Source organism: Vibrio sp. 2433-A1, from assembly GCF_056726085.1.
On the sequence record NZ_JBRESC010000006.1, the window covers coordinates 1 to 24,546 of the forward strand.

At 44.2% G+C, this 24,546-nt stretch carries 27 protein-coding genes and 1 pseudogene; 13 read left to right on the forward strand and 15 right to left on the reverse strand.

The annotated features are described in order from the left end of the window. Positions 1 to 54: 54 nt before the first annotated feature. Positions 55 to 975 carry an IS5 family transposase gene (locus tag ACU01J_RS07635; RefSeq protein ID WP_481085133.1) on the reverse strand — a complete coding sequence of 307 codons (921 nt, stop codon included), beginning with the start codon at positions 973 to 975 and terminating at the stop codon, positions 55 to 57. Between the two features lie 155 nt (positions 976 to 1,130). Here ACU01J_RS07635 and ACU01J_RS07640 point away from each other — a divergent pair, with 155 nt between their 5' ends. Both ACU01J_RS07640 and ACU01J_RS07645 read left to right on the forward strand, forming a co-directional pair. Continuing rightward, on the forward strand, positions 1,131 to 1,538 hold the full coding sequence (locus tag ACU01J_RS07640; RefSeq protein ID WP_481085143.1) for a curli assembly protein CsgF: 408 nt from the start codon (positions 1,131 to 1,133) through the stop codon (positions 1,536 to 1,538). A 15-nt stretch (positions 1,539 to 1,553) separates the two neighbouring features. Further along, the gene (locus ACU01J_RS07645) at positions 1,554 to 2,390 is read left to right on the forward strand and encodes a CsgG/HfaB family protein (RefSeq protein ID WP_481085144.1); all 837 of its coding nucleotides are present in this window, start codon (positions 1,554 to 1,556) and stop codon (positions 2,388 to 2,390) included. Here the strand turns inward: ACU01J_RS07645 and ACU01J_RS07650 are convergent. The 5 genes from ACU01J_RS07650 to ACU01J_RS07670 all read right to left on the reverse strand — a co-directional run bounded on the left by ACU01J_RS07650 (position 2,387) and on the right by ACU01J_RS07670 (position 6,897). Beyond that, positions 2,387 to 3,139 carry a GGDEF domain-containing protein gene (locus tag ACU01J_RS07650; RefSeq protein ID WP_481085145.1) on the reverse strand — a complete coding sequence of 251 codons (753 nt, stop codon included), beginning with the start codon at positions 3,137 to 3,139 and terminating at the stop codon, positions 2,387 to 2,389. The two genes, ACU01J_RS07645 and ACU01J_RS07650, sit on opposite strands and share 4 nt — an antisense overlap. Positions 3,140 to 3,464: 325 nt before the next feature. After that, the gene (locus tag ACU01J_RS07655) at positions 3,465 to 3,947 is read right to left on the reverse strand and encodes a putative pterin-binding protein (protein ID WP_481085146.1); all 483 of its coding nucleotides are present in this window, start codon (positions 3,945 to 3,947) and stop codon (positions 3,465 to 3,467) included. A gap of 175 nt (positions 3,948 to 4,122) precedes the next feature. Beyond that, positions 4,123 to 5,493, reverse strand: coding sequence for a YjiH family protein (locus tag ACU01J_RS07660; protein WP_481085147.1), 1,371 nt, complete (start codon positions 5,491 to 5,493; stop codon positions 4,123 to 4,125). Between the two features lie 241 nt (positions 5,494 to 5,734). After that, the gene (locus ACU01J_RS07665; RefSeq protein WP_481085148.1) at positions 5,735 to 6,400 is read right to left on the reverse strand and encodes a YoaK family protein; all 666 of its coding nucleotides are present in this window, start codon (positions 6,398 to 6,400) and stop codon (positions 5,735 to 5,737) included. A gap of 89 nt (positions 6,401 to 6,489) precedes the next feature. Further along, the gene (locus ACU01J_RS07670; RefSeq protein WP_481085149.1) at positions 6,490 to 6,897 is read right to left on the reverse strand and encodes a GFA family protein; all 408 of its coding nucleotides are present in this window, start codon (positions 6,895 to 6,897) and stop codon (positions 6,490 to 6,492) included. Between the two features lie 73 nt (positions 6,898 to 6,970). Here ACU01J_RS07670 and ACU01J_RS07675 point away from each other — a divergent pair, with 73 nt between their 5' ends. The 3 genes from ACU01J_RS07675 to ACU01J_RS07685 all read left to right on the forward strand — a co-directional run bounded on the left by ACU01J_RS07675 (position 6,971) and on the right by ACU01J_RS07685 (position 9,445). Beyond that, positions 6,971 to 7,585 carry a hypothetical protein gene (locus ACU01J_RS07675; RefSeq protein ID WP_481085150.1) on the forward strand — a complete coding sequence of 205 codons (615 nt, stop codon included), beginning with the start codon at positions 6,971 to 6,973 and terminating at the stop codon, positions 7,583 to 7,585. Between the two features lie 99 nt (positions 7,586 to 7,684). Beyond that, positions 7,685 to 7,984: an isoamylase early set domain-containing protein gene (locus tag ACU01J_RS07680; RefSeq protein WP_481085151.1), complete on the forward strand. Its 300-nt coding sequence runs from the start codon at positions 7,685 to 7,687 to the stop codon at positions 7,982 to 7,984. Between the two features lie 207 nt (positions 7,985 to 8,191). Further along, positions 8,192 to 9,445, forward strand: coding sequence for a peptidoglycan DD-metalloendopeptidase family protein (locus ACU01J_RS07685; RefSeq protein ID WP_481085345.1), 1,254 nt, complete (start codon positions 8,192 to 8,194; stop codon positions 9,443 to 9,445). Positions 9,446 to 9,495: 50 nt separating this feature from the next. On the opposite strand, the gene ppsA is transcribed toward ACU01J_RS07685, so the two are convergent. Beyond that, a complete protein-coding gene (gene ppsA / locus ACU01J_RS07690; RefSeq protein ID WP_481085152.1) occupies positions 9,496 to 11,865 on the reverse strand; it encodes a phosphoenolpyruvate synthase in 2,370 nt (789 codons plus the stop codon). 173 nt (positions 11,866 to 12,038) lie between these two features. Here ppsA and ppsR point away from each other — a divergent pair, with 173 nt between their 5' ends. Further along, a complete protein-coding gene (gene ppsR / locus ACU01J_RS07695; RefSeq protein WP_481085153.1) occupies positions 12,039 to 12,863 on the forward strand; it encodes a posphoenolpyruvate synthetase regulatory kinase/phosphorylase PpsR in 825 nt (274 codons plus the stop codon). A gap of 78 nt (positions 12,864 to 12,941) precedes the next feature. Here the strand turns inward: ppsR and ACU01J_RS07700 are convergent, their stop codons facing one another. From ACU01J_RS07700 to ACU01J_RS07730, 7 genes are all read right to left on the reverse strand, one after another. Continuing rightward, positions 12,942 to 13,685, reverse strand: coding sequence for a substrate-binding periplasmic protein (locus ACU01J_RS07700; protein ID WP_481085154.1), 744 nt, complete (start codon positions 13,683 to 13,685; stop codon positions 12,942 to 12,944). A 65-nt stretch (positions 13,686 to 13,750) separates the two neighbouring features. After that, positions 13,751 to 14,533, reverse strand: a complete 783-nt coding sequence (locus ACU01J_RS07705) for a heme ABC transporter ATP-binding protein (protein ID WP_481085155.1) — start codon at positions 14,531 to 14,533, stop codon at positions 13,751 to 13,753. Beyond that, on the reverse strand, positions 14,533 to 15,570 hold the full coding sequence (locus ACU01J_RS07710) for a FecCD family ABC transporter permease (RefSeq protein ID WP_481085156.1): 1,038 nt from the start codon (positions 15,568 to 15,570) through the stop codon (positions 14,533 to 14,535). The genes ACU01J_RS07705 and ACU01J_RS07710 overlap by 1 nt, the downstream gene beginning before the upstream one ends. A gap of 12 nt (positions 15,571 to 15,582) precedes the next feature. Beyond that, on the reverse strand, positions 15,583 to 16,428 hold the full coding sequence (locus tag ACU01J_RS07715) for a heme/hemin ABC transporter substrate-binding protein (protein WP_481085157.1): 846 nt from the start codon (positions 16,426 to 16,428) through the stop codon (positions 15,583 to 15,585). Between the two features lie 11 nt (positions 16,429 to 16,439). Further along, on the reverse strand, positions 16,440 to 16,853 hold the full coding sequence (locus ACU01J_RS07720; RefSeq protein ID WP_481085158.1) for an ExbD/TolR family protein: 414 nt from the start codon (positions 16,851 to 16,853) through the stop codon (positions 16,440 to 16,442). Next, positions 16,850 to 17,536 (reverse strand): MotA/TolQ/ExbB proton channel family protein, encoded by a 687-nt coding sequence (locus ACU01J_RS07725; RefSeq protein WP_481085159.1) that lies wholly within the window; start codon positions 17,534 to 17,536, stop codon positions 16,850 to 16,852. Before ACU01J_RS07725 ends, ACU01J_RS07720 begins: the two co-directional genes overlap by 4 nt. Next, positions 17,536 to 18,267, reverse strand: a complete 732-nt coding sequence (locus ACU01J_RS07730) for an energy transducer TonB (RefSeq protein ID WP_481085160.1) — start codon at positions 18,265 to 18,267, stop codon at positions 17,536 to 17,538. The genes ACU01J_RS07725 and ACU01J_RS07730 overlap by 1 nt, the downstream gene beginning before the upstream one ends. A gap of 170 nt (positions 18,268 to 18,437) precedes the next feature. Here ACU01J_RS07730 and hutW point away from each other — a divergent pair, with 170 nt between their 5' ends. The 7 genes and pseudogenes from hutW (at position 18,438) to ACU01J_RS07765 (ending at position 23,678) form a co-directional block, all read left to right on the forward strand. Beyond that, complete coding sequence (gene hutW / locus ACU01J_RS07735) at positions 18,438 to 19,808, forward strand: heme anaerobic degradation radical SAM methyltransferase ChuW/HutW (protein ID WP_481085161.1); 1,371 nt, start codon at positions 18,438 to 18,440, stop codon at positions 19,806 to 19,808. A gap of 12 nt (positions 19,809 to 19,820) precedes the next feature. Further along, complete coding sequence (gene hutX / locus ACU01J_RS07740) at positions 19,821 to 20,324, forward strand: heme utilization cystosolic carrier protein HutX (RefSeq protein WP_481085162.1); 504 nt, start codon at positions 19,821 to 19,823, stop codon at positions 20,322 to 20,324. Positions 20,325 to 20,361: 37 nt separating this feature from the next. Beyond that, positions 20,362 to 20,892, forward strand: coding sequence for a heme utilization protein HutZ (gene hutZ / locus ACU01J_RS07745; RefSeq protein WP_481085163.1), 531 nt, complete (start codon positions 20,362 to 20,364; stop codon positions 20,890 to 20,892). Positions 20,893 to 20,997: 105 nt separating this feature from the next. After that, positions 20,998 to 21,519: an ATP:cob(I)alamin adenosyltransferase gene (locus ACU01J_RS07750; RefSeq protein ID WP_481085164.1), complete on the forward strand. Its 522-nt coding sequence runs from the start codon at positions 20,998 to 21,000 to the stop codon at positions 21,517 to 21,519. 231 nt (positions 21,520 to 21,750) lie between these two features. Beyond that, a pseudogene (locus ACU01J_RS07755) lies at positions 21,751 to 22,461 on the forward strand (DMT family transporter); the annotation flags it as partial. A gap of 118 nt (positions 22,462 to 22,579) precedes the next feature. Next, positions 22,580 to 22,825: a hypothetical protein gene (locus ACU01J_RS07760; RefSeq protein WP_481085346.1), complete on the forward strand. Its 246-nt coding sequence runs from the start codon at positions 22,580 to 22,582 to the stop codon at positions 22,823 to 22,825. Positions 22,826 to 22,997: 172 nt separating this feature from the next. Beyond that, the gene (locus ACU01J_RS07765; protein WP_481085347.1) at positions 22,998 to 23,678 is read left to right on the forward strand and encodes a substrate-binding periplasmic protein; all 681 of its coding nucleotides are present in this window, start codon (positions 22,998 to 23,000) and stop codon (positions 23,676 to 23,678) included. A 92-nt stretch (positions 23,679 to 23,770) separates the two neighbouring features. On the opposite strand, the gene ACU01J_RS07770 is transcribed toward ACU01J_RS07765, so the two are convergent. Beyond that, positions 23,771 to 24,319 (reverse strand): MSHA operon transcriptional regulator, encoded by a 549-nt coding sequence (locus ACU01J_RS07770; RefSeq protein ID WP_481085165.1) that lies wholly within the window; start codon positions 24,317 to 24,319, stop codon positions 23,771 to 23,773. Positions 24,320 to 24,546 lie beyond the last annotated feature (227 nt).

The window sequence follows — 24,546 nt, forward strand, 5'->3', positions numbered from 1 at the left end:
GGCTTTGTTGCGTAATTCGGACAGAAAAACAAACCGCCCGAAATTGTGCAATTCTTAAACAACAAACTGAGTTTCAGGCATACCAAGCCCTGTAAGCTTGTTCAGCGCTTTAATCATGGCGTAGGTTTCGCCAACCTGAGCATTGTAGTTTCGCAGGCTTAACCTCCCACCTAGCAACTGCTTCACTCGATACATGGCTGTTTCTGATAGTGAACGTTTGTGATAACCATACCGCTTTTTCCACTTCTTGTTGGAGCCGTAGAGCTTTTGGCAACCCACTGCTAAATTGCGAGGATGTCCTTGTTCCCAGAAGGCTGCCCCTTCTCTTGGTGGGATAAGCGGAATAGCTCGCTTAATCCGTATGGCATCATGGCAGTTCCTTGTGTCGTAAGCACCATCTCCAGATATCTCGATGATTTGTCGACGTGTTTGCTTGAGCAAATTAGGAAGGACTTCTGAATCAGTGACATTAGATAAACTCAGTTCTGCTGCTACTATCTCGTGAGTACTGGTGTCGACTGCTAAATGCAGCTTTCTCCAGACTCTACGCTTCCCGTCAGTACCGTGCTTCTTGACCTTCCATTCACCTTCGCCATAAACCTTGAGACCAGTGGCATCAATGGCCAGATGCTGTATCGCACCTCTGGTTTTAGTTTTAAATGAAACCTCAACCTGCTGGGCTCGACGGCTTATACAGGTGTAATGCGGACAAACAAGCGGTATGTTAGCCAGCTTAAATACTGAGTCTAGAAAACCTTGCAGCGCTCTCAATGGCATAGAGAAAACGCGTTTTACCATCAGTGCGGTAGTAATGGCTAGGTCGCTGAATCGACGAGGCCTGCCGCGCTTACTCTGTTTGCTTTGCTTCCACTCGCGTATGGCTTCCTCATCAATCCAGAAAGTGAGTGAACCACGGTTGATTAGGGCTTTGTTGTACTGTTTCCAGTTAGTTGTTTTGTAACGAGGTTTCGGCATAAGGCTACGATGATTAACTGATGTAGCCGATCAGATCGTAACTTCCTGATTTAGTTCCATCGAATTACGCAACAAAGCCCTTTTAAGATGGAAAACACAACTGAGTTATCAAGATACATTTGATTTAGCTCAGGATGAGTTTTAAAGGACTAACTATGAAACCAACTAATGCGATACGTGGCATTTTTTGTATGTGCCTCTGGGCTCCCTGCGTTTATGCGACTGAGCTTATTTATACCCCTGTAAACCCAAGTTTCGGCGGAAACGCTTTAAACAGTTCTCACTTGTTTGGCGTTGCTAACGCTATCAATGATTATCAAGCGCCAAAAGATGAATTTGGCTTTGACGAAGAGTCTTCTCTTGATCGTTTGGCTAACAGTCTTGAATCACGCTTGATCAGCCAACTGCTTGCGGATGTTGGTAATGGCAACACTGGTCAATTAGAAACGGATGACTTTTATCTTAATATCGTTGATGACAACGGTTCTTTGATTGTGCAAATCGTCGACAAGGTCTCAGGTGAGTCAACTGAAATTAAAGTTGCTGGCCTAAACCCAGATTAGTAGAGCAGGTTAATTATGAAACTTTTATATACTCTTTTTGTTGTTCTGCTTGTCACTGGTTGTTCAAACTCTATGACGATTCCCGATGCAGACCAAGCTCCAACGCTTATGCCTCGTGGCGCTACGTATCAAGATTTGGTCAAGCTACCAGAACCTAAGGGCCGAATACTGGTTTCTGTGTATGATTTCCGTGATCAAACAGGCCAATATAAGCCGCAGCCAAACAGTAACTTCTCGACCGCCGTTCCTCAAGGTGGTACAGCGCTGCTTACTGCATCTTTGCTCGATTCTCGATGGTTCATTCCGTTAGAAAGGGAAGGTCTACAGAACCTATTAACGGAACGTAAGATCATTCGTGCAGCGCAGAAAAAAGGCCAAGCAGCGTCTAACCATGGCGACGATCTATCAGCATTAAGTTCAGCCAATGTGGTTATTGAAGGTGGTATTGTTGCCTATGACTCCAACATCAAAACAGGTGGATTAGGTGCGAGATATTTAGGCATCGGTTCTTCAGGTAAATATCGCACGGATCAAGTGACCGTTAACCTGCGTGCTGTGAATGTCCGTACTGGTCAGATATTATTAAGCGTCACGACCAGTAAAACAATCTTCTCTCATGAGTTGACCGCCGGTGCATTTAGATTTATTGACTATAAAGATTTGCTAGAAGTTGAGATGGGTTATACCAATAACGAGCCTGTAAACGTCGCTGTTATGTCTGCAATTGATGCCGCCGTTATCCATTTAATTGTCAAAGGTATTGGTAGAGGTCTTTGGAAGCCTGAAAACGAAGCAGATCTTCAAAATGAAACGATACAAAGATACGCGAAACAAACGCATCAAATACTCTAACCAATAGCCTGTTTACTGTTCTGCTTCTCACTGTACATATTATTATCTGCAATGAGGAGCAGTTCATTGATTTTGCTTGAGTCGCTTGGAAAGGAAGCGTACCCAATACTCGTTGTAATAGTCACTTCATTATACCCACTGACTTGAATTGGCAGTTGCATCTCTTGTTCTATGATAGCCGCCAAGTGTTTTAGCTCACTTTCTGACGTCGTATTGGTTATCAATGCGAACTCATCCCCCCCAATACGATAACTAGCAGTTGAAGCCTTCTTCAATCGAGTGCTAAATGCTTGCAGTACTTTGTCTCCGGCTTGATGGCCGTACTTGTCATTAACCTGCTTAAAGCCGTTAAGATCGAGTAAGAGAATACTAAACGGCTGTTTGCGTTCAGTATTTCGTCGTAGATCTTGAAAGAGCGCAAGCCGATTTGATATTCCTGTTAATGAGTCTGTTAGTGATTGCTCTTTATGATATTCGGATTCTTTTTGAAGAATAAACATCACAAGAACAATACAGACTACGAGTAACATTAGGGAGATGAGTTGAATTGTGTGGAGCTGTCGAGCGTCTTGCATTTGCTTTTCGTACAGAGGGCTCTTGATTCGAAAATTGGTATTTACGTACTGAATCATCGACATATAAAGAGAGTTAAATTCGCGGCCTAGTTTTTCTGCGTCATCAGTAGATTTCAAGCTAAAAACTTGAGGTTCGAGTAGCCTAAACTGATTGAATAAAGTTTGAAAGTACATTCTTGCACCAGGTAGGGTTATGAATGTATCTGCCTCTCTACTAGTTAGTAATAGGTCGAAGCGCGACCAAGTCAGTTCATATTTCAACTCCATACGTTCACGGTACTGAGGAGAACTAACCGCAAAGTATATCATTGTATTGAGTTCTGCGAACTCCTTCGTCAATTGAAATAGAAACCACGTTGCCTGATTTTTCTGCTCACTGTATGACTCTGCATGCATTCGAGTAGAATTCAAAAAGTAGAGATTAGCAGCCACCATTATAACACTAAGCAAAAGAAGCAAGTTCTTCGCTTTTTTTAATAATGAAGAGGGATCTTTATAGTTAGTTTGTGTCCACATCTTGTTGTCTATGTATCATTATCTCATCGATTTGCCACACCATCTGCGAATGGAATACTGCATTATTGGTTTCTGGGTACTTGTCTAAATTAAACAACATCCAATACGGTCCCTTGTCACGCACTCTCATTTTTTGTCCATCGACTTTGTAAGCAATGATAGGTTGGTATTTATTGATATCGGCAATTGTTGAACTAGCGGCGTAGTCGTTTAATGCGATAAAAGAGACAGAAAAAGCGTCATCAATTTGAAGTTGACTGAGTAGATCGGAAACTTTGAAACCAGTGAACTCTTTTTTTTCTGAATACCAAGGTAAGCTCGTAGTAAAGCTACTTGGCTCTAATTGAGCAATGATCTCTTCTTGAGTGATGGTAACTGGTGGAGCTTCTCCGACTCGGATGACTAACTGAGCACTAAAAGCTTGGAAACTGATAAGTACTGGTAATAATGCCCAAACTATTTTCATAAGCACATCCTTGTAACTTATATTTATAAATCTATTTATTACATCATTATATGTTTAGATTGCGCCTATTTAAATCTCTTTCTGTCAATATTACCGCCGAATCATGCTTATCGTATGCACATATCGTCGGGCTTAGATACAAAAAAGCCCCGTTAAGGGGCTTTCAAATGACGACTTAGAAGATTAGATGGGCAACGCCTGCAATTACGGGCAGTGTAATGAGCGTTCGCAAGATGAAGATTGCGAATAACTCAAAGATGTTGACCGGAATGCGGCTACCTAGCAGTAGAGCACCGACTTCTGACATATAAATTAGCTGAGTCACTGACATTGCCGCGATGACAAATCGAGTCATTTCGTTATCGATTGAAGCGGCTAAAATGGCCGGTATAAACATATCTGCAAATCCAACTACGATTGTTTCCGATGCAGCTGCTGCTTGAGGTATGCCTAGTAACTCTAAAAATGGAATAAATGGTTGACCAAGAATACTAAATACGGATGTGTATTCTGCGATGATAAGTGCAATCGTACCCAATCCCATTACGACTGGTAGGACTCCAAATACCATGTCTACAGCATTGCGAACGCCCTCACCAAATACACCCTTTACAGATTTAACTTGAGCAGACTTTTTAAGTGCGAGTTCTAAGCCCCATGAGAGAGTCGTATGTCCTTGTGGAATCGCGTCAGCATCTTCATGTGGCTTGCTACCATCGATAAATTCATTTTTCTTACGACTTAGAGGTGGCAAGCGAGGGATGATAATCGCAGCAACTAAACCAGCTAAACAAATAGCACCGTAAAAAGGTAGGAAAAGGTGTTCTAGTTTTACTTGAGCAATAACAACAAGACTAAAGGTAATAGAAACCGCCGAGAAAGTCGTACCAACTATCGCAGCTTCACGTTGGGTGTAGAACTTATTTTCATACTGCTTGCTCGTTAGAAGAATACCTACAGAACCATCACCTAACCAAGAAGCCATGCAGTCAATAGCGCTGCGTCCGGGTAGGTTAAATACTGGTCGCATAACCTTACTAAGAAGTGTACCAAACAGCTCTAGTAGACCAAAGTTCAGTAAAAGAGGGAGCAGTAGGCCAGCAAAAATGAATACAGAAAATAGAGTCGGCAGTAGCCCCTCTAATACCATACCTCCAGTATTTTCTTCCCACACGGCTTCAGGGCCGAGTTGGAAAAATGTCATCACAACCGCTAGGCCACCGATAACACGAACCAGTAACCACAAAGGACTTGGATTAAATAAGCCATTTAAGAATTCACTGTTGGCGATAAATGCAGGTGTTTTAATGCGGCATAGAACAGAAGCTGTAGCCATAAATGCGATGATAGTTGTCACAATAGTGACGAGGTTTTCACCAAAAATCGCTTGAATTGATTTCGCTAGGATAGCGACAGGGATCGTAATATCACCTTCATAGCTGATAGGGGCCATAAATAGGAATAGGCCGATCAATGAAGGAATAAAGAACATCCAAAAGTTACCTTTACTTTGCGTCTGTTCTGGTGCTTGAGCGTTGTTTTGCATAGGTTTCTCGAGGTACAACTAGTTAAGTATTAACTGCTAATCCGAATGGCATATATATTCACCAAACGTCCATATTTATCAGAATGGCGGCAAGAGTAATGGCTTTTGACTGTTCTTGCAATACTATTCAATAAATAGAGCTAACTATTCATTAAAAAAACGTCGCCCATCAACAGTTTTTTAGATAAATGTTTTGCTAGTGTTAATTTATTTGCTTGTTTGTATCAAGAGTTGATGCGGATTATTTGTGAATCTGTCGTGTTGAGATAAAGCCCCAATAGGTGATAGCAAGGAGAGCTGATAGCATCACAGGGCCGAGCAACGCGCCTATTTGATAGTGAGAATATAGTTTTGCCCCAATTACGCCGCCGGATAAAAAACCAACGAATATAAACAGAAACAACTTGGCTTTACGGTAGTCAAACTTTTCTCCCCGAAGCTTCGCACCAATCATCAGCCCAAGATCAGTAATGATACCGGTCATGTGTGTGGTACGAACAACGGCTCCACTAAAGGTCGTCAGCATTGCATTTTGTAAGCCACATGCGGCAGAAGCGAGGTATTGGCCAGATTGGAAGTCGTTTTTCAGTAGCCAGTAAGCCAGCAGTAGCAGCAGGCTTTCAACGCAAAGCGCGACCCCATAACGGCGGCCTAACTTTAATGCAGTGCTTTCAATAAATACGCCGCTTAATGTGGCGCCCATTAGGAAACTCATCAAAATAAAGAACAGATGGCCAGTTTGCTGATTGAAGGCTTCAAGTGATGTACCAAGCAGCGTGACGGTTCCTGATATGTGCGATACTGCTTGATGAGAAAATCCGAGTAAGCCTAGTGCGTTGACCGTTCCGGCAAGTAAGGCAAGTAGAAAAGCTCCTGATTCTACCCAACGTGGAAGTTTGGAAATCAAAATACGCTCCTTAATTTAAGAGCGAAATTATAGTGCTACTGATTGATGATCGGTAGGCAAACTTTGCGTTAAATGTTGATCCCTGACAATTAAAGGTAATGTTCCATCTGGCAGTCAAATTTTACCCAGCCTGTTTTTCTTTCCTCATAGATAGAAAAGCTTGGAGTGGGTAAGTCTTGCTCATTAAATACACCGACAGGGATAACAAGATAATCAGTGGCCGCATGGAGTTTAAGCAACATAGTCGTACTGCACCGCGGACAGAAGGAGTATGTCACTTCACTTCCTGAGTCACTGATGCGAGTGTATTCCACTATGTCACCACTAAAGGAAACTTGTTCTTTATGAAAGCGAGCCTGAACACCGAATACGCTACCTGTACGTTTTTGACATTCGAAACAGTGGCAAATTGCAGTACGCGTTGGTTCTCCTCGACAAACGAGGCTCACTTGACCACAGCTACAATCGGCTATTCTGACTTTATGTGATTGCTCCATTTTATCTCCTTTCAATTGCCTGTTACCATGACGTTTCAATTATCGTGAAACTTAGTGAATTATTCCTCGCCTCATGAAGAAACGTCTTTTACCTATACCTCTTATTCTTTTGATTCCTATCGTATTACTAATCATAGTCGCTGTGGCAGGAATTTATCGTTTTAGCTTGTCTGATGAAGAGATATTGGCCAAGTTTCCAAGCCAAGTCTCTAGTCAAGATGCCATTATGCAGTCTGTATTTGGTATCCGAACTCCAAACCCATGGACAGTAAAAATCCCAGAAACCAGTGCGTTCACATTTATTGATGATGTGGTGAATGGAAGCCAACTGCAGGGGAGTTACGAAGATGGCGCCGTACGTGGCGTCGTGATGATTGATAGCGAGAAAATCGTGAGTTTGGATGGAAACAACTATGTTTCAATCTTAGCGTTGAGCAATCAGGGCAGCGGTCTGTTCTACTATGTAATGCTTTCCCAATATGACGAATTTCGCCAACGCTTAATTACTAAAGATTCGGTATTTTTAGGTGATCGTATTGATGTCCTGAGCTTAGTTGAGAGTGAGAAGCAAAGTGTTGTGGTCACTTTCCTTGAGCATGAGAGCAGCCAATCAATGGCAGAGACTCCTTCCAAACAGTTGAAGCGTGAATTTGCCGTGTCAGATAAGGGTGAGTTACTGATTCAATAACGACGGTTGTTTGATTCGACATTGAGAATGCGCGACACATTGCTTATTATTTGTACTGTTAAGTATGAGATGGAATCACTTGTCGTTAAGGGAATAAACATGATCAATAAACGTTTTTTTAAAACAATAGATGAAGTCGAAGTGACATTCGAAGTGGCGGAAAGCGAAGTCGATCAATCGATCGCCATCGTCGCGGACTTTTTGGACTGGAAGCCGACAGCGATGAAAAAAATCGCTAAATCAAAGTCTTATAAGTTTCGTGTGCGTTTACCAAAAGATAGCCAGTTTGAGTTCCGTTATTTGGTTGATAACAAAAAGTGGATTAACGATGTTAACGCTGATCACTACCAACCTAATGGTTTCGGTGAAGATAACGGTTTGGTCTCTACTTATCAATAGTTGATATATAATCGAATGAAATTGTTAACTTTTACGAATGAAAGGGCATTTTACATGCCCTTTTTTTGTGAAGATTAACAATCCAAAGGTGACAATCAATAGACAAATTTGTACCCTTAAGCCCTCTGTTTAATTCTATCTATAGGTCACACTGTGCAATCTAGAAGTTTGAAGTCCCGCTTTAAAGCGCTATCTATGCCGAAAAGGATGATGGCGTTGACTGTTCCTATTATTGCGGCGATTGCAGTTTCAACAACTTCGGACTATAGCGGCAACCAGCGAACTATCGAGTTATCACTTCCAGAATCGAAGATTGTGAACAACATCTTGATGGAACAAGATTTGATAGAAGATCGTCCAAATTATGAGTACGTCATTCAAGCAGGTGACAACCTAAGCAGCATTTTTGAGCAGCTTGGTTTTGGTTACAGCGAGTTAATGAAGATCATGGAAACGGATCTTAATTTCCTAGCCCTCGATACTCTTAAGCCCGGCAATAAGTTACGTTTTTGGCGCGATGAGGAAACGGGTGCACTAAACAAGATGGAGCTTGAGTTTAACCTTGTCGAAAGAGCGGTATATAGCCGTTTAGACGATGGTAGCTATGAGTTTAAGGATATAAAAATCCCGGGTGTGTGGAAGTCGTTCGCGCTCGTGGGAGAGATTAACGGCAGTTTCTCTACGTCCGTTAATGCATTGGGTCTAGGAAAAAGTGAGATCGAACAAGTGGTCACTTTGTTGAAAGATAAAGTGAATTTTGCACGTGATCTTCGTGCTGGTGACCGCTTTGAAATCGTTCAATCGCGTCAGTTTGTTGGTGAACAATTGACGGGTAACCGTGAAATTCAGGCGGTTAAGATTTTCAATCAAGGTCGTGAGGTTGCTGCTTATCTTCATACGGATGGTCAATACTATGATCAACACGGTGACAGTTTGCAGCGCGCCTTCCAGCGTAAACCGGTTAATGGTGTGTATCGCATAAGTTCAAACTTTAACCCATATCGTAAGCACCCAGTGACGGGGCGAGTTTCTCCGCATAATGGCACGGATTGGGCAGTGCCAACGGGTACGCCAATTGTCTCTACAGGTGATGGTGTAGTCATTCTGACACGTAAACATCCATATGCAGGTAATTACGTGGTTGTTCAACATGGTAGTCGCTATAAAACTCGTTACTTACACCTAAGTAAGATTTTGGTGCATAAGGGACAGAAAGTCTCTCGCGGCCAGCGAATTGGTTTATCTGGTGCGACAGGGCGTGTAACTGGGCCCCATATTCATTATGAATTGCTCGACCGCGGTCGAGCAGTGAATGCATTGAAGGCCAATATTCCAATGGCGAATTCAGTACCTAAGAGTCAAATGGCTGCATTTGATGCTCGTCGTAATGAACTCGATACTATGCTTAGACAAAAAGAGTTAGAACTCGCTAAGGCTTCAAATAGCAATACAGCAAGTTAACAAAAAGGCTTCCAATTGGAAGCCTTTTTACTTTTAACGGTTAGGTCGTGTTATTGACTTACTTTACCTAGCTTGAGCCAAGTGTCGATAACGGTATCAGGGTTAAGTGATACAGAGCTGATACCTTGAGTCATTAGCCACTCGGCAAGATCATCATGATCCGATGGGCCTTGGCCACAAATGCCGACATATTTACCCGCCTTTGTCGCTGCATCAATCGCCATCTTCAACATCGCTTTCACGGCAGGGTTACGTTCATCAAACAAGTGAGCCACGTCGCCAGAGTCACGGTCGAGACCAAGCGTTAACTGAGTCATATCGTTCGAACCGATAGAGAATCCGTCAAAGTACTTCAAGAATTCTTCAGCTAGGACGGCGTTGGAAGGCAGTTCGCACATCATGATGACTTTCAGGCCTTGATCGCCACGTCGTAAGTCAAACTTAGCAAGTAAGTCGATAACTGATGCTGCCTCACTTGGAGTACGAACAAACGGAATCATAATCTCAACGTTCTTAAGACCCATTTCATTACGAACACGTTTAATCGCCTGCGTTTCTAGCTCGAAACAGTCTTCAAACAGCGGAGAAATGTAACGAGATGCACCACGGAAACCAAGCATTGGGTTCTCTTCGTGTGGTTCAAACCCTTTACCACCGACAAGGTTGCTGTATTCGTTCGACTTAAAGTCCGACATACGTACAATTACACGCTTCGGCCAGAAAGCAGACGCGATAGTCGCAATACCTTCAGTCAATTTACTCACATAAAAATCAATTGGATCTTTGTAGCCACGGATACGTTGATTGATCTCAGCTTTCAGTTCATCGCTTTGCTGGTCAAAGTTAAGCAAGGCTTTAGGGTGAATGCCGATCATCTTATTGATGATGAATTCAAGACGAGCTAAGCCAACCCCCTCGTTTGGGATTTGAGCAAAATCGAACGCCCGGTCAGGGTTGCCTACGTTCATCATCACTTTCGTTGGTAGCATTGGTAGTTCGTCAACTGCTGAACGTTTGATTTCGAATGCCAGTTCACCTTGATAAACGTAACCCGTTTCGCCTTCAGCACATGAGACAGTAACGGTTGAACCATCAGTGAGCCCACTTGTTGCGTTACCACAGCCAACAATCGCAGGAATACCTAGTTCACGAGCGATGATAGCTGCGTGACAGGTACGTCCGCCGCGGTTTGTGACAATCGCAGAGGCTTTCTTCATTACCGGTTCCCAATCTGGGTCGGTCATGTCTGTCACTAGAACGTCACCTTCTTTAACCAGCGACATTTGATCAAGAGAGTCAACTAAACGAACCGAGCCAGAGCCAATACGCTGACCAATCGCTCGACCTTCGACAAGTACATCAGCTTTACTATTGAGCTCATAGCGCTCAATCACGTTTTGCTCGCTTTGAGAGCAAACCGTTTCTGGACGTGCTTGAACAATGTAAAGCTTGCCGTCGATACCATCTTTTGCCCACTCAATGTCCATAGGACGCTGGTAGTGTTTCTCGATGATCATCGCTTGTTTCGCTAGCTCTTTGATTTCTTCATCGTGGAGCGAGAATGCGTTCTGCTCTTGTGAAGATGTATCGACGATATCAACTTGCTTACCAATCTCTTGGTTGGTTGAGTAGATCATCTTAATAAGCTTAGAGCCGAAGGTTTTCTTTACGATAGGGTAGTGACCCGCTTCAAGCATTGGCTTGTGGACATAGAATTCATCAGGGTTAACAGCGCCTTGTACCACCATCTCACCTAAGCCCCAAGATGAGGTAATGAAGACCACTTGATCAAAGCCAGACTCTGTATCGAGAGTGAACATCACACCTGAAGAGGCTTTGTCTGAACGAACCATGCGTTGAATACCAGCAGATAGAGAAATTCCGCGGTGGTCGAAACCTTGGTGAACGCGATACGAAATAGCGCGATCGTTAAATAGTGATGCGTAAACGTGTTTGGTTGCTTCTAAGACCGCGTCAATCCCTTTCACATTAAGGAAGGTTTCTTGCTGGCCTGCAAACGACGCATCAGGGAGGTCTTCCGCTGTTGCAGATGAGCGAACGGCTACCGAAAGCTCATCATTGCCACCAATCAATTCTTGGTAGTTATTACGAATATCCTGCTCAAGGTCAGCAGGGAATGGGGCTTCTAAAACCCATTGACGAATTGTTGCGCCTGTCTTACGCAGAGCTTCAACATCGTCTACATCTAGTTCATCAAGGAGTTGATGAATACGATCATCAAGGCCTTCAAAATCTAGAAATTGGTTGAACGCATGGGAGGTTGTCGCGAAACCATTAGGTACCGATACGCCAGCATTGGACAGGTTAGAAACCATTTCGCCCAAAGAAGCGTTTTTACCGCCGACTTTGTCGACATCTTCCATGGATAAACCATCGAACCAGAGGGTGTTCTTTTGCATGTCTTTCTCCAGAACATTGCAGCTTTGTAGGGGTAAGGCAAACGATTACGTAAAAACTCAAAAAAATTCGCAATGAATTTTTAAAGCTGTGGGGGCCGTAACAGCAAGCCGGGTTTTATTATCGATATTATGGCTACTATCCTACTCAAAAGAATTTTAAAGTTTAAAATAAAATGCAAATTGATATTCAAAGTCGTGATGTATTCTATGTTTCTGATGGAACGGCGATAACATGTGAGACGTTAGGGCATGTTGTTCTGGGTCAATTTCCCTTCAAAGCTTATGAAAAAACCTTTCCGTTTGTTGAAAGTGAGGACAAATTAACTGATTTGCTTAAAGAAATTGAAACTTCATACCAAAAGAATGGGGTTAAACCACTGGTTTTCTTTTCTATTGTGATCCCGGAGTTTCGCCAACGCTTACTCGACTCCAATTCGTACGGCTATGACGTCTTAGAGAGCATAGTGCAGAAAGTCCAAAATGATATTCAGATGCAGCCTAAACCAAAGCTGCAACGCTCACGCAGTGTCGGCCGTGATTCAGACAAATATTTTGACCGTATTGCTGCCATCGAGTACACGCTAGCACACGATGATGGGATTACGCTAAAAGGATTGGAAGAGGCCGATATCATTTTGCTCGGCGTATCACGCAGTGGAAAAACGCCAACCAGCCTGTATATGGCGATGCAGTTTGGCTTACGTGTGGTGAACTATCCTTTCATTGATGACGATCTTGCGCGCATGAAACTATTGCCAGAGTTTGAGATTCATCGCCATAAACTGTTCGGCTTAACCATTAACCCAGAGCGATTGACCGAAATTCGAGAAAATCGTTTGGCGGGAAGTGATTACGCCAGTAATGAGCAATGTCTGCATGAGTTACAAACAGTTGAAGCGCTGTTTCGCCGAGAAGCGATCCCATACATCAATACCTCTTCACTGTCGGTAGAGGAAATATCAACACGCGTCCTTGAGCGTACAGGACTTCGTCGTTGACTTTTATAGTACAGTCTAAAAAGCAGCGGTTTATTCTCTATTGAATCGCTGTATAGCAAAGAGCTCAGAGACTGATACTTAATCGGATTGAGGATTGTTCCGCACGGTACGTAAGTATGAATCTAACATCGATTTTAGCTGGTTGTGTTCGGAGAATTTTCTCGATATCAACATATAGAATTTGTGAGGCGACATATCAGGGATCGGTTTGGCTGCCAGATCATCAGAAATATAGTTAAGGCCCCAGATAGTTTTAATCCCATTAATGATTTCAATCCAATTAAGGTAAACTTCACACTCTCCTTGCTCAAGTCTAGTCAACACATCCTTGACAGAGTTACCGCCGCGGATAATCTCGTCAAGCCCAAAATCGGCGTAGTTGTAGCCATGAATGCCACACACTTTATAGTCCGATAGTTCCTTTATGTTGGTAATGTTGAGCCCTTGTGGAAAGTGATGAGTTGAATAAATGTAATAAGGGGTAATGCTGTAGTACCACTCGGTATAGATATAGTCCTTATCTCTGTTACGGTTGTATGAGGCGCTGACTGCTAAATCAAATTCTCCACTTTTAGTTCCTTTCAAACAGCGTGACCATGAGGTCATCGTGATTTCATAGCTGACTCCTTGCTTCATCAAGGCTTCGTTGAGGACATCAATATCAAACCCGTATGCTTCCTCATCTTTAACATAAGTGTAAGGTGGCCAATCAATGGCATCGCCACACACTCGGACATGATTGATATTCGTGTTGTTAGCGTGGACTGTGAAGCTCGTAAGTGTGATAACACAGACCACGATGATGTCAGTAAATCGAAGCATTAGAAAGTGTTCCTCAAGCGCAATAACCTTAGTATAGATAAGGTTTGTAAACCTATCGAACTGCTTTATGCCGCTGGGTACACCATCGGGAAACCGAGTGTCGGGTGCTGGGTGATCAGTGAGTCATAGCCATAAACTTGTTCGATCATTGTAGGGGTCAGTGCATTCCAAGGCGTGTCATCACAAACCAGCTTTCCTTGGTGTAATATGACTAATCGGTCAGAGTATTGGGAGGCTAGGTTGAGGTCATGTAAGACAACGACGACAGCGGTATTAAATTGGTCGGCTAAGTAGCGGGCGATTTTGAGCGTGTTGTGCTGGTGGGCGAGATCAAGCGCTGACGTCGGCTCATCAAGCATCAATACCTTTTTGTCCCCAGCTTGATCGAGCTGGACCAATACTCGCGCTAAGTGAAGGCGCTGTTTTTCTCCGCCGGACAATGAGGGATAGAGCCGTTCGCTTAGGTGAGTGACGCCGGTCATCGCCATGTATTTTTCCGCCAAAGCTTGAGCTTGCTTGTTAGGCACGTTTAAAGGAATCGCGCCTAATTCGACCACTTCTCGGGCTAAAAAAGGGAAGCTGAGCGTGCTATGCTGAGGGAGCATTCCTAAGTGCTTGGCGAGCTCGGCAGGCTTCCAATCTTTGCGTTTATGGCCAAAGTAACGGATATCGCTATCCGATGGCATTTCGCCGCATAACAACTTTAGCAAAGTACTTTTACCCGCGCCATTTGGGCCCAACAATGTCGTAACTTCACCTGCACGAATATCGATAGTGATGTCATCAAGTATCTTATGTTGTCCAAATTGAATGGAAATATGTTTACCTGAAAGAAGAACTTTAGTCATCAGATGATTTTTCCTTTTTGCTTGAACAGTAAGTAGATAAAAAATGGTGCGCCAATCAACGCGGTCACAATGCCTACTGGTAGCTCTGCAGGCGCGACCGCAATGCGTGAAAACATATCAGCAAAGGTGAGCAACAGTGCCCCCATCAGAGCTGAAATTGGTAGTAGAGTGCGATGGTCTGGGCCTAATAGCATTCGGCCCAAGTGGGGAATGACTAAACCAATAAAGCCGATCATCCCTGAAACGCTGACTGTGACGCCAACACCAACAGCGGTCAATAAAATCAGCTGACGTTTCAATCGCTGAACAGGAATACCAAGGTGACTAGCTTCCGCTTCACCGAGAAGTAGGGCATTAAGCGCCGTGGATTTCTTGATGAATATAACCATCAGGCCAACTAAAGTGACCGCACAGAGCATAATGCTACTCCGATTCGCCCCAGCTAATGATCCCATTGACCAAAGCGACAAGTCGCGTAGCATTTGATCATCTGCGATGAAGTTCATAAAGCCGATCCCCGCACCAGATAAAGCGCTGATGGCGACACCCGCTAATAACATGATGGTGACCGATGTACCCATCTTACTGGTACCTAACTTGTAGACGAGTACTGTTGTTAAGGCTCCTCCGAGAAAGGCAAACACAGGCACTGCGGCAAAGTTCATAAATAGTGGGTACTGCTCGCTAAGATCGACAAATAAGACGATAGCGATTGCCGCTCCCAAAGATGCCCCTGCTGACACGCCGATGATCCCAGGCTCTGCGAGTGGATTGCGAAACAACCCCTGCATTACGGTTCCACACATTGCCAAAATAGCGCCTACTAGCATGCAGAGAATAGTGCGAGGAAAGCGGATTTCGTGAATCACTAAGTTAATGTGAGGCGCTAACTGATCCGATTGCAGTACTAAGCTTTGGACACTGTCCCAAAAGCCAATGTTCATTGGTCCAACAGTAACGGAGCCTATGGTGGTAATGACTAACGCTGTGATAAACAACGAGACAATGAGTGGTAGCGTAAGGCGACGTAATAACATAAATGTATCTCGTTATTTAAGTAGTTCGCTTAAACGTTCAGCTTCCGACAGGCTCTTTAAGCCCAATCCGCCGACTAAGGCATGACCGTTGATCTGGATAAATTGTTTATTCTTGCCAGCAGGTGTCGCTGCGAGTAACGGCAGCTTTTTAAGGATTTCATCAGCTCCGCCAAGCGTCTTGTAGCTGCGACCACTGACTAAAATGACGTCAGGCTGCATTTCAATGATCGCTTCATTCGACAGTGGCTTATAAGAGCTCAGTTTGTCAGCAGCGGGGTTGATGCCTCCTGCAAGCTCGATGATTGCGTTTGGCGTGGTATCGCTACCAGCGACGTTCGCTGGGCGTCCTTCATGGATAAGCAAGAACAGCACCTTTTTGGCTGAGTCCTGTTGTACCTTGTTATTTTCTAAGTTGGCAATTTGGTCCGTTACCTGTGCTTTTAGCGCATTAGCTTTGTCTTGAGAGCCTGTCAGTTCGGCAATTTCATCAATGCGTTGCAGCAGCCCTTGAGGGGTAGACTTGGTGTTGACGATATTGACTTCAACGCCTGCTGAACGTAGTTGGTCGAGCGTTGTTTGTGGCCCCATCTCGTCAGAGCCGATAAGACGATTCGCGCCTAATGCCAATAAGCCTTCTGCAGAGAGACGGCGGTGGTAGCCCACTTTAGGCAGTGGCTTATCTGCTGGCAGCTCACTCGTTACGTCAACCGCAACCAGCTTGTCTTGCTGCTCTAGCGCAAAGATCAACTCTGTCACTGCGCTGCCTGCACTAATGATGCGCTCGTTGGCGTAAGATGTTGTCGCCAGAAGTGATAAAGAGAGGGCGGTAAATGTGGTGAGAAATGTTTTTTTAATCATGTTGAACTCTTTTATTTTGATTCTTCCGTGAGAAGCTGTGTCGCTTGAATGCCGTTTTCTTGTAAGAAGGCGAGGATCTTAACTAGGTGTTGAACGTCAGCGGTTTTATCTGCGCCAATCACAATGGGTCTTTTGTTGGAGCGATGCTCTTCTAGTAAGGCGAGCTTAAAGTTTTCCCAGTCGATGTACTCTTTGCCATCAATCGCCCAGTAAGGCTCGGAGTCGAGAAGATTGATGGTTAGAGATTGAGTATCGACGGCCGAAACGGCACTTGAATCCGCCGCGGGCAAGTCGACTTCGAGAGAATCTAACTTCACAGCAGCGGTTAACATCAAAAACACCATCACAATAAAAATGATGTCGAGTAGCGGAGTGAGATCTGGTGTTAAGCCAAAACGGTTCTCTTCACTTTTCACCTTAATCATGACGTCGCCTCAACAGGTGGACGTTTGTTGATTTGATTATCTGGCGATACGTGTTGGAGGCTGATGCCTTCAAGCCATAAGTTAACGTAGTTTAGTGTGTGTTCTAGCTTAGCCATCACCTTGTCAGCCCAAAGACCAAGCAACTGCGCGCCTGCAATTGCGGGAAGGGCAATTAATAAGCCTGCTGCTGTTGTTCGCATCGCAAGGCCAAGGCCGTCAGCAAGATCATTTGGCGTAATGTTTCCGCTCGAAGCGGCGACACCTTTAAACATTTCAATAAGTCCAAGCACTGTACCAAGGAGTCCAATCAAAGGGCTGATCACGCCAATCAGAGTTAATAGGCGTAGCCCAGAGTTAAGCTGGTGGCGCTTTTCTTGTAGCCACATACCTGCGGCATCTTCTCTAAGCGTTTTCGGAAAAGAGTGATGAGCAAGCACCATAGCGACGCCCTTGTAGAGCAGTGGTCGACGTGGGGACAGTTGCTCGGCTAACGCTTCGATATCATTGCTGTTGGTTGGGCTGATATTGTTAAGCTCCTGGCCTATCGCTCGCTTACCGACCCCAAGGCTAATGGCAACTTGGAACAGGCGTTCTGCAATAATCATAAGGGTCAGGGCAGAACAGATGATGAGTGGCCAAGCCATTAGACCAAGCTGTTGTTGTATTTGCTGTAATTGTTCCATTATCGATCCAACTTAAAACGAACAGGGATTTGCACACGGTGGGCCATCTTTTGACCGCCAACCGTATGAGGGGAAAATTTCCATTGTTTGATCGCGTCTAGCGCGGACTTATCGAGCATGGTTGCCCCCGATGAAGAGACCAGAACTTGTTTCACTTGATCGCCGTTTTCATCTAACCACACCTCGTAAAGCGCGACCCCTTCAACGCCACGCTTTCTTGCAAGGCGAGGGTATTTGGGCGCACTTGGCCGGGTCAAAAAGGAAGGTCTCTCAACCATCACGGGCTGAGCGCTCGCGCCGCGGTTTACTTGTTGTGGTTTAGCCTGCGGCTCAGCCTCGATAGGCGTTGGTTGTTTCTTGACGACTTTCTCTCCAGGCTTGTGCTCCGCTTTGGTAACCGGCGTTTTTTTCACGGCTGGTGTAGCCGTCTTAGGCTTATCTTCGACAGTTCTTTTCTTTACCACCGATTTTTTCTTAGTTGGGGTGGGCTTTTTCACGCTCTGCTTAGGTTTCGGGGGCGTTACCTGAGGGGTAGGCTCTGCTTTCGCTACCGGTTCTACTGGAGCAGTTGGTGGAGGCGGCGTAGCGACGGCCTTAAAGTTGATGGAAACCGATGTGGACTGCGCTCCTGCAGGCATTGCAAAGGCTTTAGGCTCTTGCGCGACAAAAACAAGTGCAGCATGAACGGCGAGTGACAGGCTACCTGCTATGGTGTATCGCTTGATGTTCATATTGTCCTCTTTCAACGATTTCCAACTCCAAAACGGGGGAAGATTATTACTCACAATGCAAATAAGATCAATTATCAATTGCATTATCATTATCGTCACCTTATGATCGAGTCCAGTTTTTGAGATAGGCGCGTGAAGCCAGTGCTGATAAGCGTTGAAAGGTTTATGAAATGCTAGATATTTATAAATTTGATGAATCAATATTGGGGGCCAATACGCCTGATCCATTGCGATTTGCTTTTGTTAAAAAAGCCTCCCCTCATGCTGGGGGAATAGCGACGCCTATCCATCCTGAGCAGACGGTTTCTTTACTTGATGATCTTTATGGCAGTGAAGTGTCCAAAAACAATAAACGCTGCTTATATATTCATATTCCTTTTTGCCGAGTCCGTTGTACCTTTTGCAATTTCTTCCAAAATGCGGCAAGCCGAAAGCTGGTTGACGACTACTTTGCGGCGTTAATGGCAGAGATTAAGCTCAAAGCGTCCATGCCATGGACTCAATCTGGCACCTTTCACGCGGTATACATTGGCGGCGGAACGCCAACAGACTTATCTCCTCTTCAAGTTGAACGGCTTGGCAAAGCCATCCGACAACATTTCCCACTTGCGACAGATTGTGAGATCACCCTAGAGGGTCGTATTAACCGATTTAGCGATGAGATGTTCGAGCGAGCGTTAGCGGGTGGTTTTAATCGATTCTCTTTCGGGATTCAGAGCTTCAACACTCAGGTTCGACGTAGCGCTAAGCGTTTGGATGATCGTGAGGTGGTATTAGAGCGAGTCAGTCGCCTAAGCCAAACTGATCAGGTGCCAATTATTCTCGATCTCCTTTATGGCTTGCCGTATCAAAGCCTTGAGGTGTTTGAACAAGATCTGAAAGATTATTTAGCCACTGGGGCACATGGTCTCGACCTTTATCAACTTGTGGTCGGTGGCAACGCACCTATGCTTAATCTCGTTGAAAAGGGCAGAATTCCCCCTCCGGCAACGTCTGCAGAAAAAGCGTCAATGTATGAGCTAGGTTCAGAGTTTATGGCTCAGCACCATATGCGGCAACTGAGTGTGAATCATTGGGCAAGAGATAACCGCGAGCGCAGTCAATATAACTCGTTGGCGAAGACATACGCCGAAGTGCTCCCCATCGGCTGCGGCGCGGGCGGTAATATTGGCGGCTATGGAATGATGAATCACCGAACTTTAGAAAACTACATGAGTGCGGTTAAGTCAGGCGACCCGGTTGTGGCGATGATGACAAAACAACATGTTCTAGAGCCCATCTTTGCGGCATTAAAGTCTGGCTTTGATAGCGGTGTACTGGCGCGCTATTTCTTACCAAGCTTTCATGGAGTGCCTACCTTTGACTTCTTAACTCCGTTATTTAAAGAGTGGCAACGCAAAGGGCTCGTAGAGATTGAACAAAACTATGTATCGTTAACGTTGGCTGGCCGTTTTTGGGCCGTCAGTTTAGCGCAAGCCTGCATTCAAGTATTACAGTTAAAGCATCAAGAACAAAACGCCTCAATGTCTGTGGCGGTTTAAATGGAATGAACGATGGAAGCACTAAAACAACAAATCGCTCAGTTGATTGAGCAAGAGCCAAAACTATTACCCGCTGAAATTGCGGAAAAATTGAATATATCAGAGTTTGAAGCCGTGGCAGCGTTACCAGAAGAGATGGTTTCGCTTGTTGGGGGAGATCAAGCGCAGTCGATATTAGAAAGTCTGGTTGGGTTTGGCCCAGTGACGACGATTGTTCATTCTTTCGGCTCGATCTTTGAAGTTAAAGCGCCATTCCCTAAAGGTAAAGTCGCCCGAGGTTACTACAACTTAATGGGACGTGAAGGCGAACTTCATGGCCACCTAAAATTGGATAACATTAAGAATATAGCTCTGGTCAGTAAGCCATTTATGGGCCGAGAGAGCCATTACTTTGGCTTTTTTTGTGAAGCGGGCAATAACGTGTTTAAAGTTTATTTAGGCCGAAATGATAAGCGCGAGCTTATCGAAGAGCAAGTCACAACTTTTAAGCAATGGCAGAAAGAATTTAGCAACTAATCGATATAGAATTATAAAAGAAGTCAGGAGTATTCAAATGGATCAACAAGTAAAACAAGAGCGACTGCAAGGACGTCTAGGCCCTGAAATCAAAGAGTTTCGCCAAGATCGTCGTACGCTTCAATTAGCGACAGTCGATGAGAATGGCCGACCAAATGTCAGCTATGCCCCTTATGTACAAAACCAAGAGGGTTATTTTGTACTTATTTCTGAGATTGCGCGCCATGCTCGTAACCTACAAGCGAACCCTAACGTTTCTATCATGATGATTGAAGATGAGGACACTTCGAAGCAGTTGTTTGCTCGTAAGCGTCTAACCTTTGATGCGGTTGCAAGTGTGGTTGAGCGTGAGTCAGAGCAGTGGCAGCAAGTTGTTGACCAACTTAAAGAGCGTTTTGGTGAAATCATTGATGGTCTCAGCCAACTGCAGGATTTCGTTTTGTTCAACCTTAAACCAGAACAAGGTTTATTCGTTAAAGGCTTTGGTCAAGCGTACCAAGTATCAGGTGATGACCTAGTTGATTTTGTTCACCTTGAAGAAGGGCACAAAAAAGTTTCTAACGCTTAATCAGAAACTTATTTAGTTGATCACTGTTTCTAGGTAATCTAACCCATACTAAAGGAGCCACTAGGCTCCTTTCTTTTAAATAATGACGTTAAGGTTGGGATTGGAATGCGACCAGTTAGCAAAGATCACGGAGAAATCTGTTACCCGTTTATCTATGAAGATAGTCCAGTGTGCGATTTTGAAATTGCTGCCGATGAGCTGTGTAGCCGCATTGGTCTCGTGCTGACAATGGAGTTAGATGTATTAAGCCGTGATATTTTAGGTCGCGTGCAGCCTAATGTGTATCATCTCAATGGCTCTGTTCGTGGCAAGCTTGCGATTGATGAAGTGCAATTGAAGGAACTCTATGATGATTACAATGCGTTAAGAGACAAACTTGATGGCGGCTTCCGAGGTTTTGTCTTGCCTGGAGGTCACCCTATTTCTGCAGAGTTGCATTTATGTCGGACTCAAGCGAAGAAAATTGTTCGTGCTCTTGTCGCTGTCGAACACTCAGAAAAGAAATCACCAGCGCCAATTCTCTTTCGCTACGCAAACCTGTTAGCAAATGTCATGTATGCGCTTGCCTCTTACACCAATAATATTCATCAAGTCGAAGAAGTAGAGTTTGTCAGCCGTAGTTATTGAATTTGATTAAGACAAAAACGCATCCTCAATATTGGGAGCTCATCATTGCTCACGAACCAATCCTTGGGTTGAGGTCAGTTGACTATGGATAAAACTAGCAAGTTTGGCAACCCCTTGTTTCCAATCCATATTGGTTAATAAGTTGGAGCAACTAAATCGTATGCAATGTCGAAATTGGTCGTTCGTCCCGAAGATAGTTCCCGGCAAAATACTAATCCCCTCCGGTTTAGCTTGTTCCATAGTGCGGTCGTTGGATTGTTAATTCATGGCTTTTACCTCGGAGGGACGTATCTTGCCATTGAGCTTGGTATGCCAGCAGGGTTGAGTTCATTGTTGGTAGGTTTGCAGCCTATATTGACGGCACTGCTACTGGTTAGCTTCGCTCAGCACTCCTTTAAGCCGTCACAGTGGTTGGGTTTGGTGCTTGGCTTTATCGGTATTAGCTTGGTATTGATGGGCAAGATAGAGTGGCAATCTGACCAACATAAACTGGCCGCTATTGCGATCTGTTTGGTCGCTTTGTTTGGTATCACTCTGGGTACGCTGTATCAGAAAAAATACTGCCAAGATGTCGATATGGTGGGCAGTGCGATGGTTCAATATTTTGCTGCGGGTTTATTGTTTTTCCCTTATGCCGCAAGCTTTGAAACGATGGAAGTTGATTGGAGCATGCCATTCATATTGACGTTAGTTTGGTTGGTTGTTGTGTTGTCGTGCATTGCGGTTCTGTTACTGCTCTATATGGTGAAAAACGGTGCTGCGTCCAGTGTCGCGTCTGTTTTCTATTTAGTGCCTCCCACAACGGCCATTCAAGCGTGGTTAATGTTTGGCGAATCATTTGACCTTTATGGGGTACTCGGGTTTATATGTGCTGCAATCGCGGTGTACCTCGTTGCCAAAGCGCCGTCTCTATCGAGACCTAAGTGGGTAAGAGCTCAATAAATAGATGCTCACTCTTTGTGGGTATTGGCAAAAGGAGAACGAGGATTATAATCTCGCTCTCTCAATTTCCTGGGTAGAAACAGTGAATACAGCTAGAAAACCAGATCGAGTGACAGCGATGCGCGACATCATTGAGCAAGTGAAAGCGACGTTGCCTTTATATGAATCTGAGACGTTTTTCTGTGGAAGCAAAGGAAGCTGCATTGGGTGCCCGAAGAAATTACTTGAAATGGTTGATTCGGATCTTTGCTATTGGGAGTCTGCACTTGATAGGGGCATAGAGCCTCAATTTGACGAAATACGTCGTTTTGGGAAAATGTGTACCAGTGTTAAACGTGCATTGAGCCGTAATGAACTAATTTAATTTCTCGAATCCCTTTAGAACTTGACTGCTGTGAACTAACTTTAGTATTAAACAACAGCGAAGGAGGGGGGAGCTTGTGGCTCTATATGATTCTTTACGCAGAGCAGTCGTTTTGGTGGCGACTTACTTTGCTGTTTCTCCTGCTTTTAGTTCGGGCAATGATTTAAGAGAAATGTCTTTCTATACGGAAAGTTATCCACCTGCAAACTATTTAGTTGATAATAAAATTTCGGGCTACTCTGTAGATATTTTATTAGCTGCCAGTGCCTTAGTTGGTGAGCCAGTGGCTCCTTCCCAGCTTACCCTTCAGCCGTGGGCTCGCTCATATCGAACGGTATTAACTCACAGTAACTCGGTTCTATTCTCGACCACGCGCTCTAAACACCGCGAAGAACTGTTTGAATGGGCAGGGCCAATTCTTGATATCAAAGTCGTCGTTCTCGCTCGAAAAGACGCCAATATTGTCATCAAAGAGCCTATAGATATGGCTAATTATCGGATTGGTGTTATTAGGGATGACATTGGAGAGCAGAGCCTTCTTGCTCTGGGGGTGCCGAGAGCTTCAATGCAAGAAGCCTCTTACGTTACGGTGCTAGCTGAGCAGCTCATGAAAAAACGCATTGATCTTTTTGTCTACTCAGAAAGAGCAGCCTACTGGTGGGCACGGCAAGCAGGAATAGATCCAAGCTTATTTGAGCCTGTTTACGTTGTCCAAGAGGGGCAGGTGTACTTTGCCTTTAATCGAGAAACAGACAAAAGTGTCGTTGAAAAATTGCAACGAGGTCTCGATATGCTTAAGAAAAAAGATGAGTCTGGTAACAGTCGCTATGACGAGATCTTAGAAAAATACTGAAGAGTGACGATACAAGCCCAAACATCGATGTTCGGGCTGAGTTGTTATCTTTGAGTTGGCAGCTGTCATTTTAACGTGGGCTTAAGCGTCCACTAAACTTTTGCTTTCTTAACAAAGTATGGGTTATCAAACTTTTTCGGGCTACCAAGTTCAGACACCACCAGTTTGTTCCATAGCTGAACGTCAAATTCGCCTTTCGGGATCGAAGGGTAAAGGGTTTCAACCTCTTCCATTGCAAAGCGAACAAATTGTTTTTTCTTAATTTGATTGTACTTACGCGCGACACGATTGTGCTTTGAAATCCATTCCTGTTTAAATGCGATCAATCCAGGTTCCGCAACATCTAATGGCAATCGAGAAAGATAAATGCGTTTATAAGAGACTTTACGGTCAAGCATCGTCCTCATGGCTGTTTGGATATATTTACCATGATTGGTGATTGAAATCTCTTCTTTATCAAAAAGTTGGACACTCCAACCACTAGGAAAAAAATTCGGTTTGCGGTACTGCTTGTTTCTAACATCGATAGCTTGGTGCATGACAAGATCGGAAGTACCGTTGAAGGTTTGTTGCCATTTACCGATACGAATCTGCACAGCAGTAGGTAATCGATAAATATTCGTAAATTTATCTTGTTCCATATTTTTATACACTAATTTTACGTCGATATATAAAAGGCAAAGAAGAATAGGCTCAAAAATGGGTGCCTATTTCAAAGGTTAGAGAACTTTCCGACACAGTGTAGTGAAAAACTGTCAGGCTCGCTAGTTAGTTAGGTCAACATTTGGTTAGATAGTAGGCGGCTTAGGCTTGCGTTGGTCACAATTTTTAGCGGTATTATCAATTGGAATAGAGTAGAGAGTTGGCT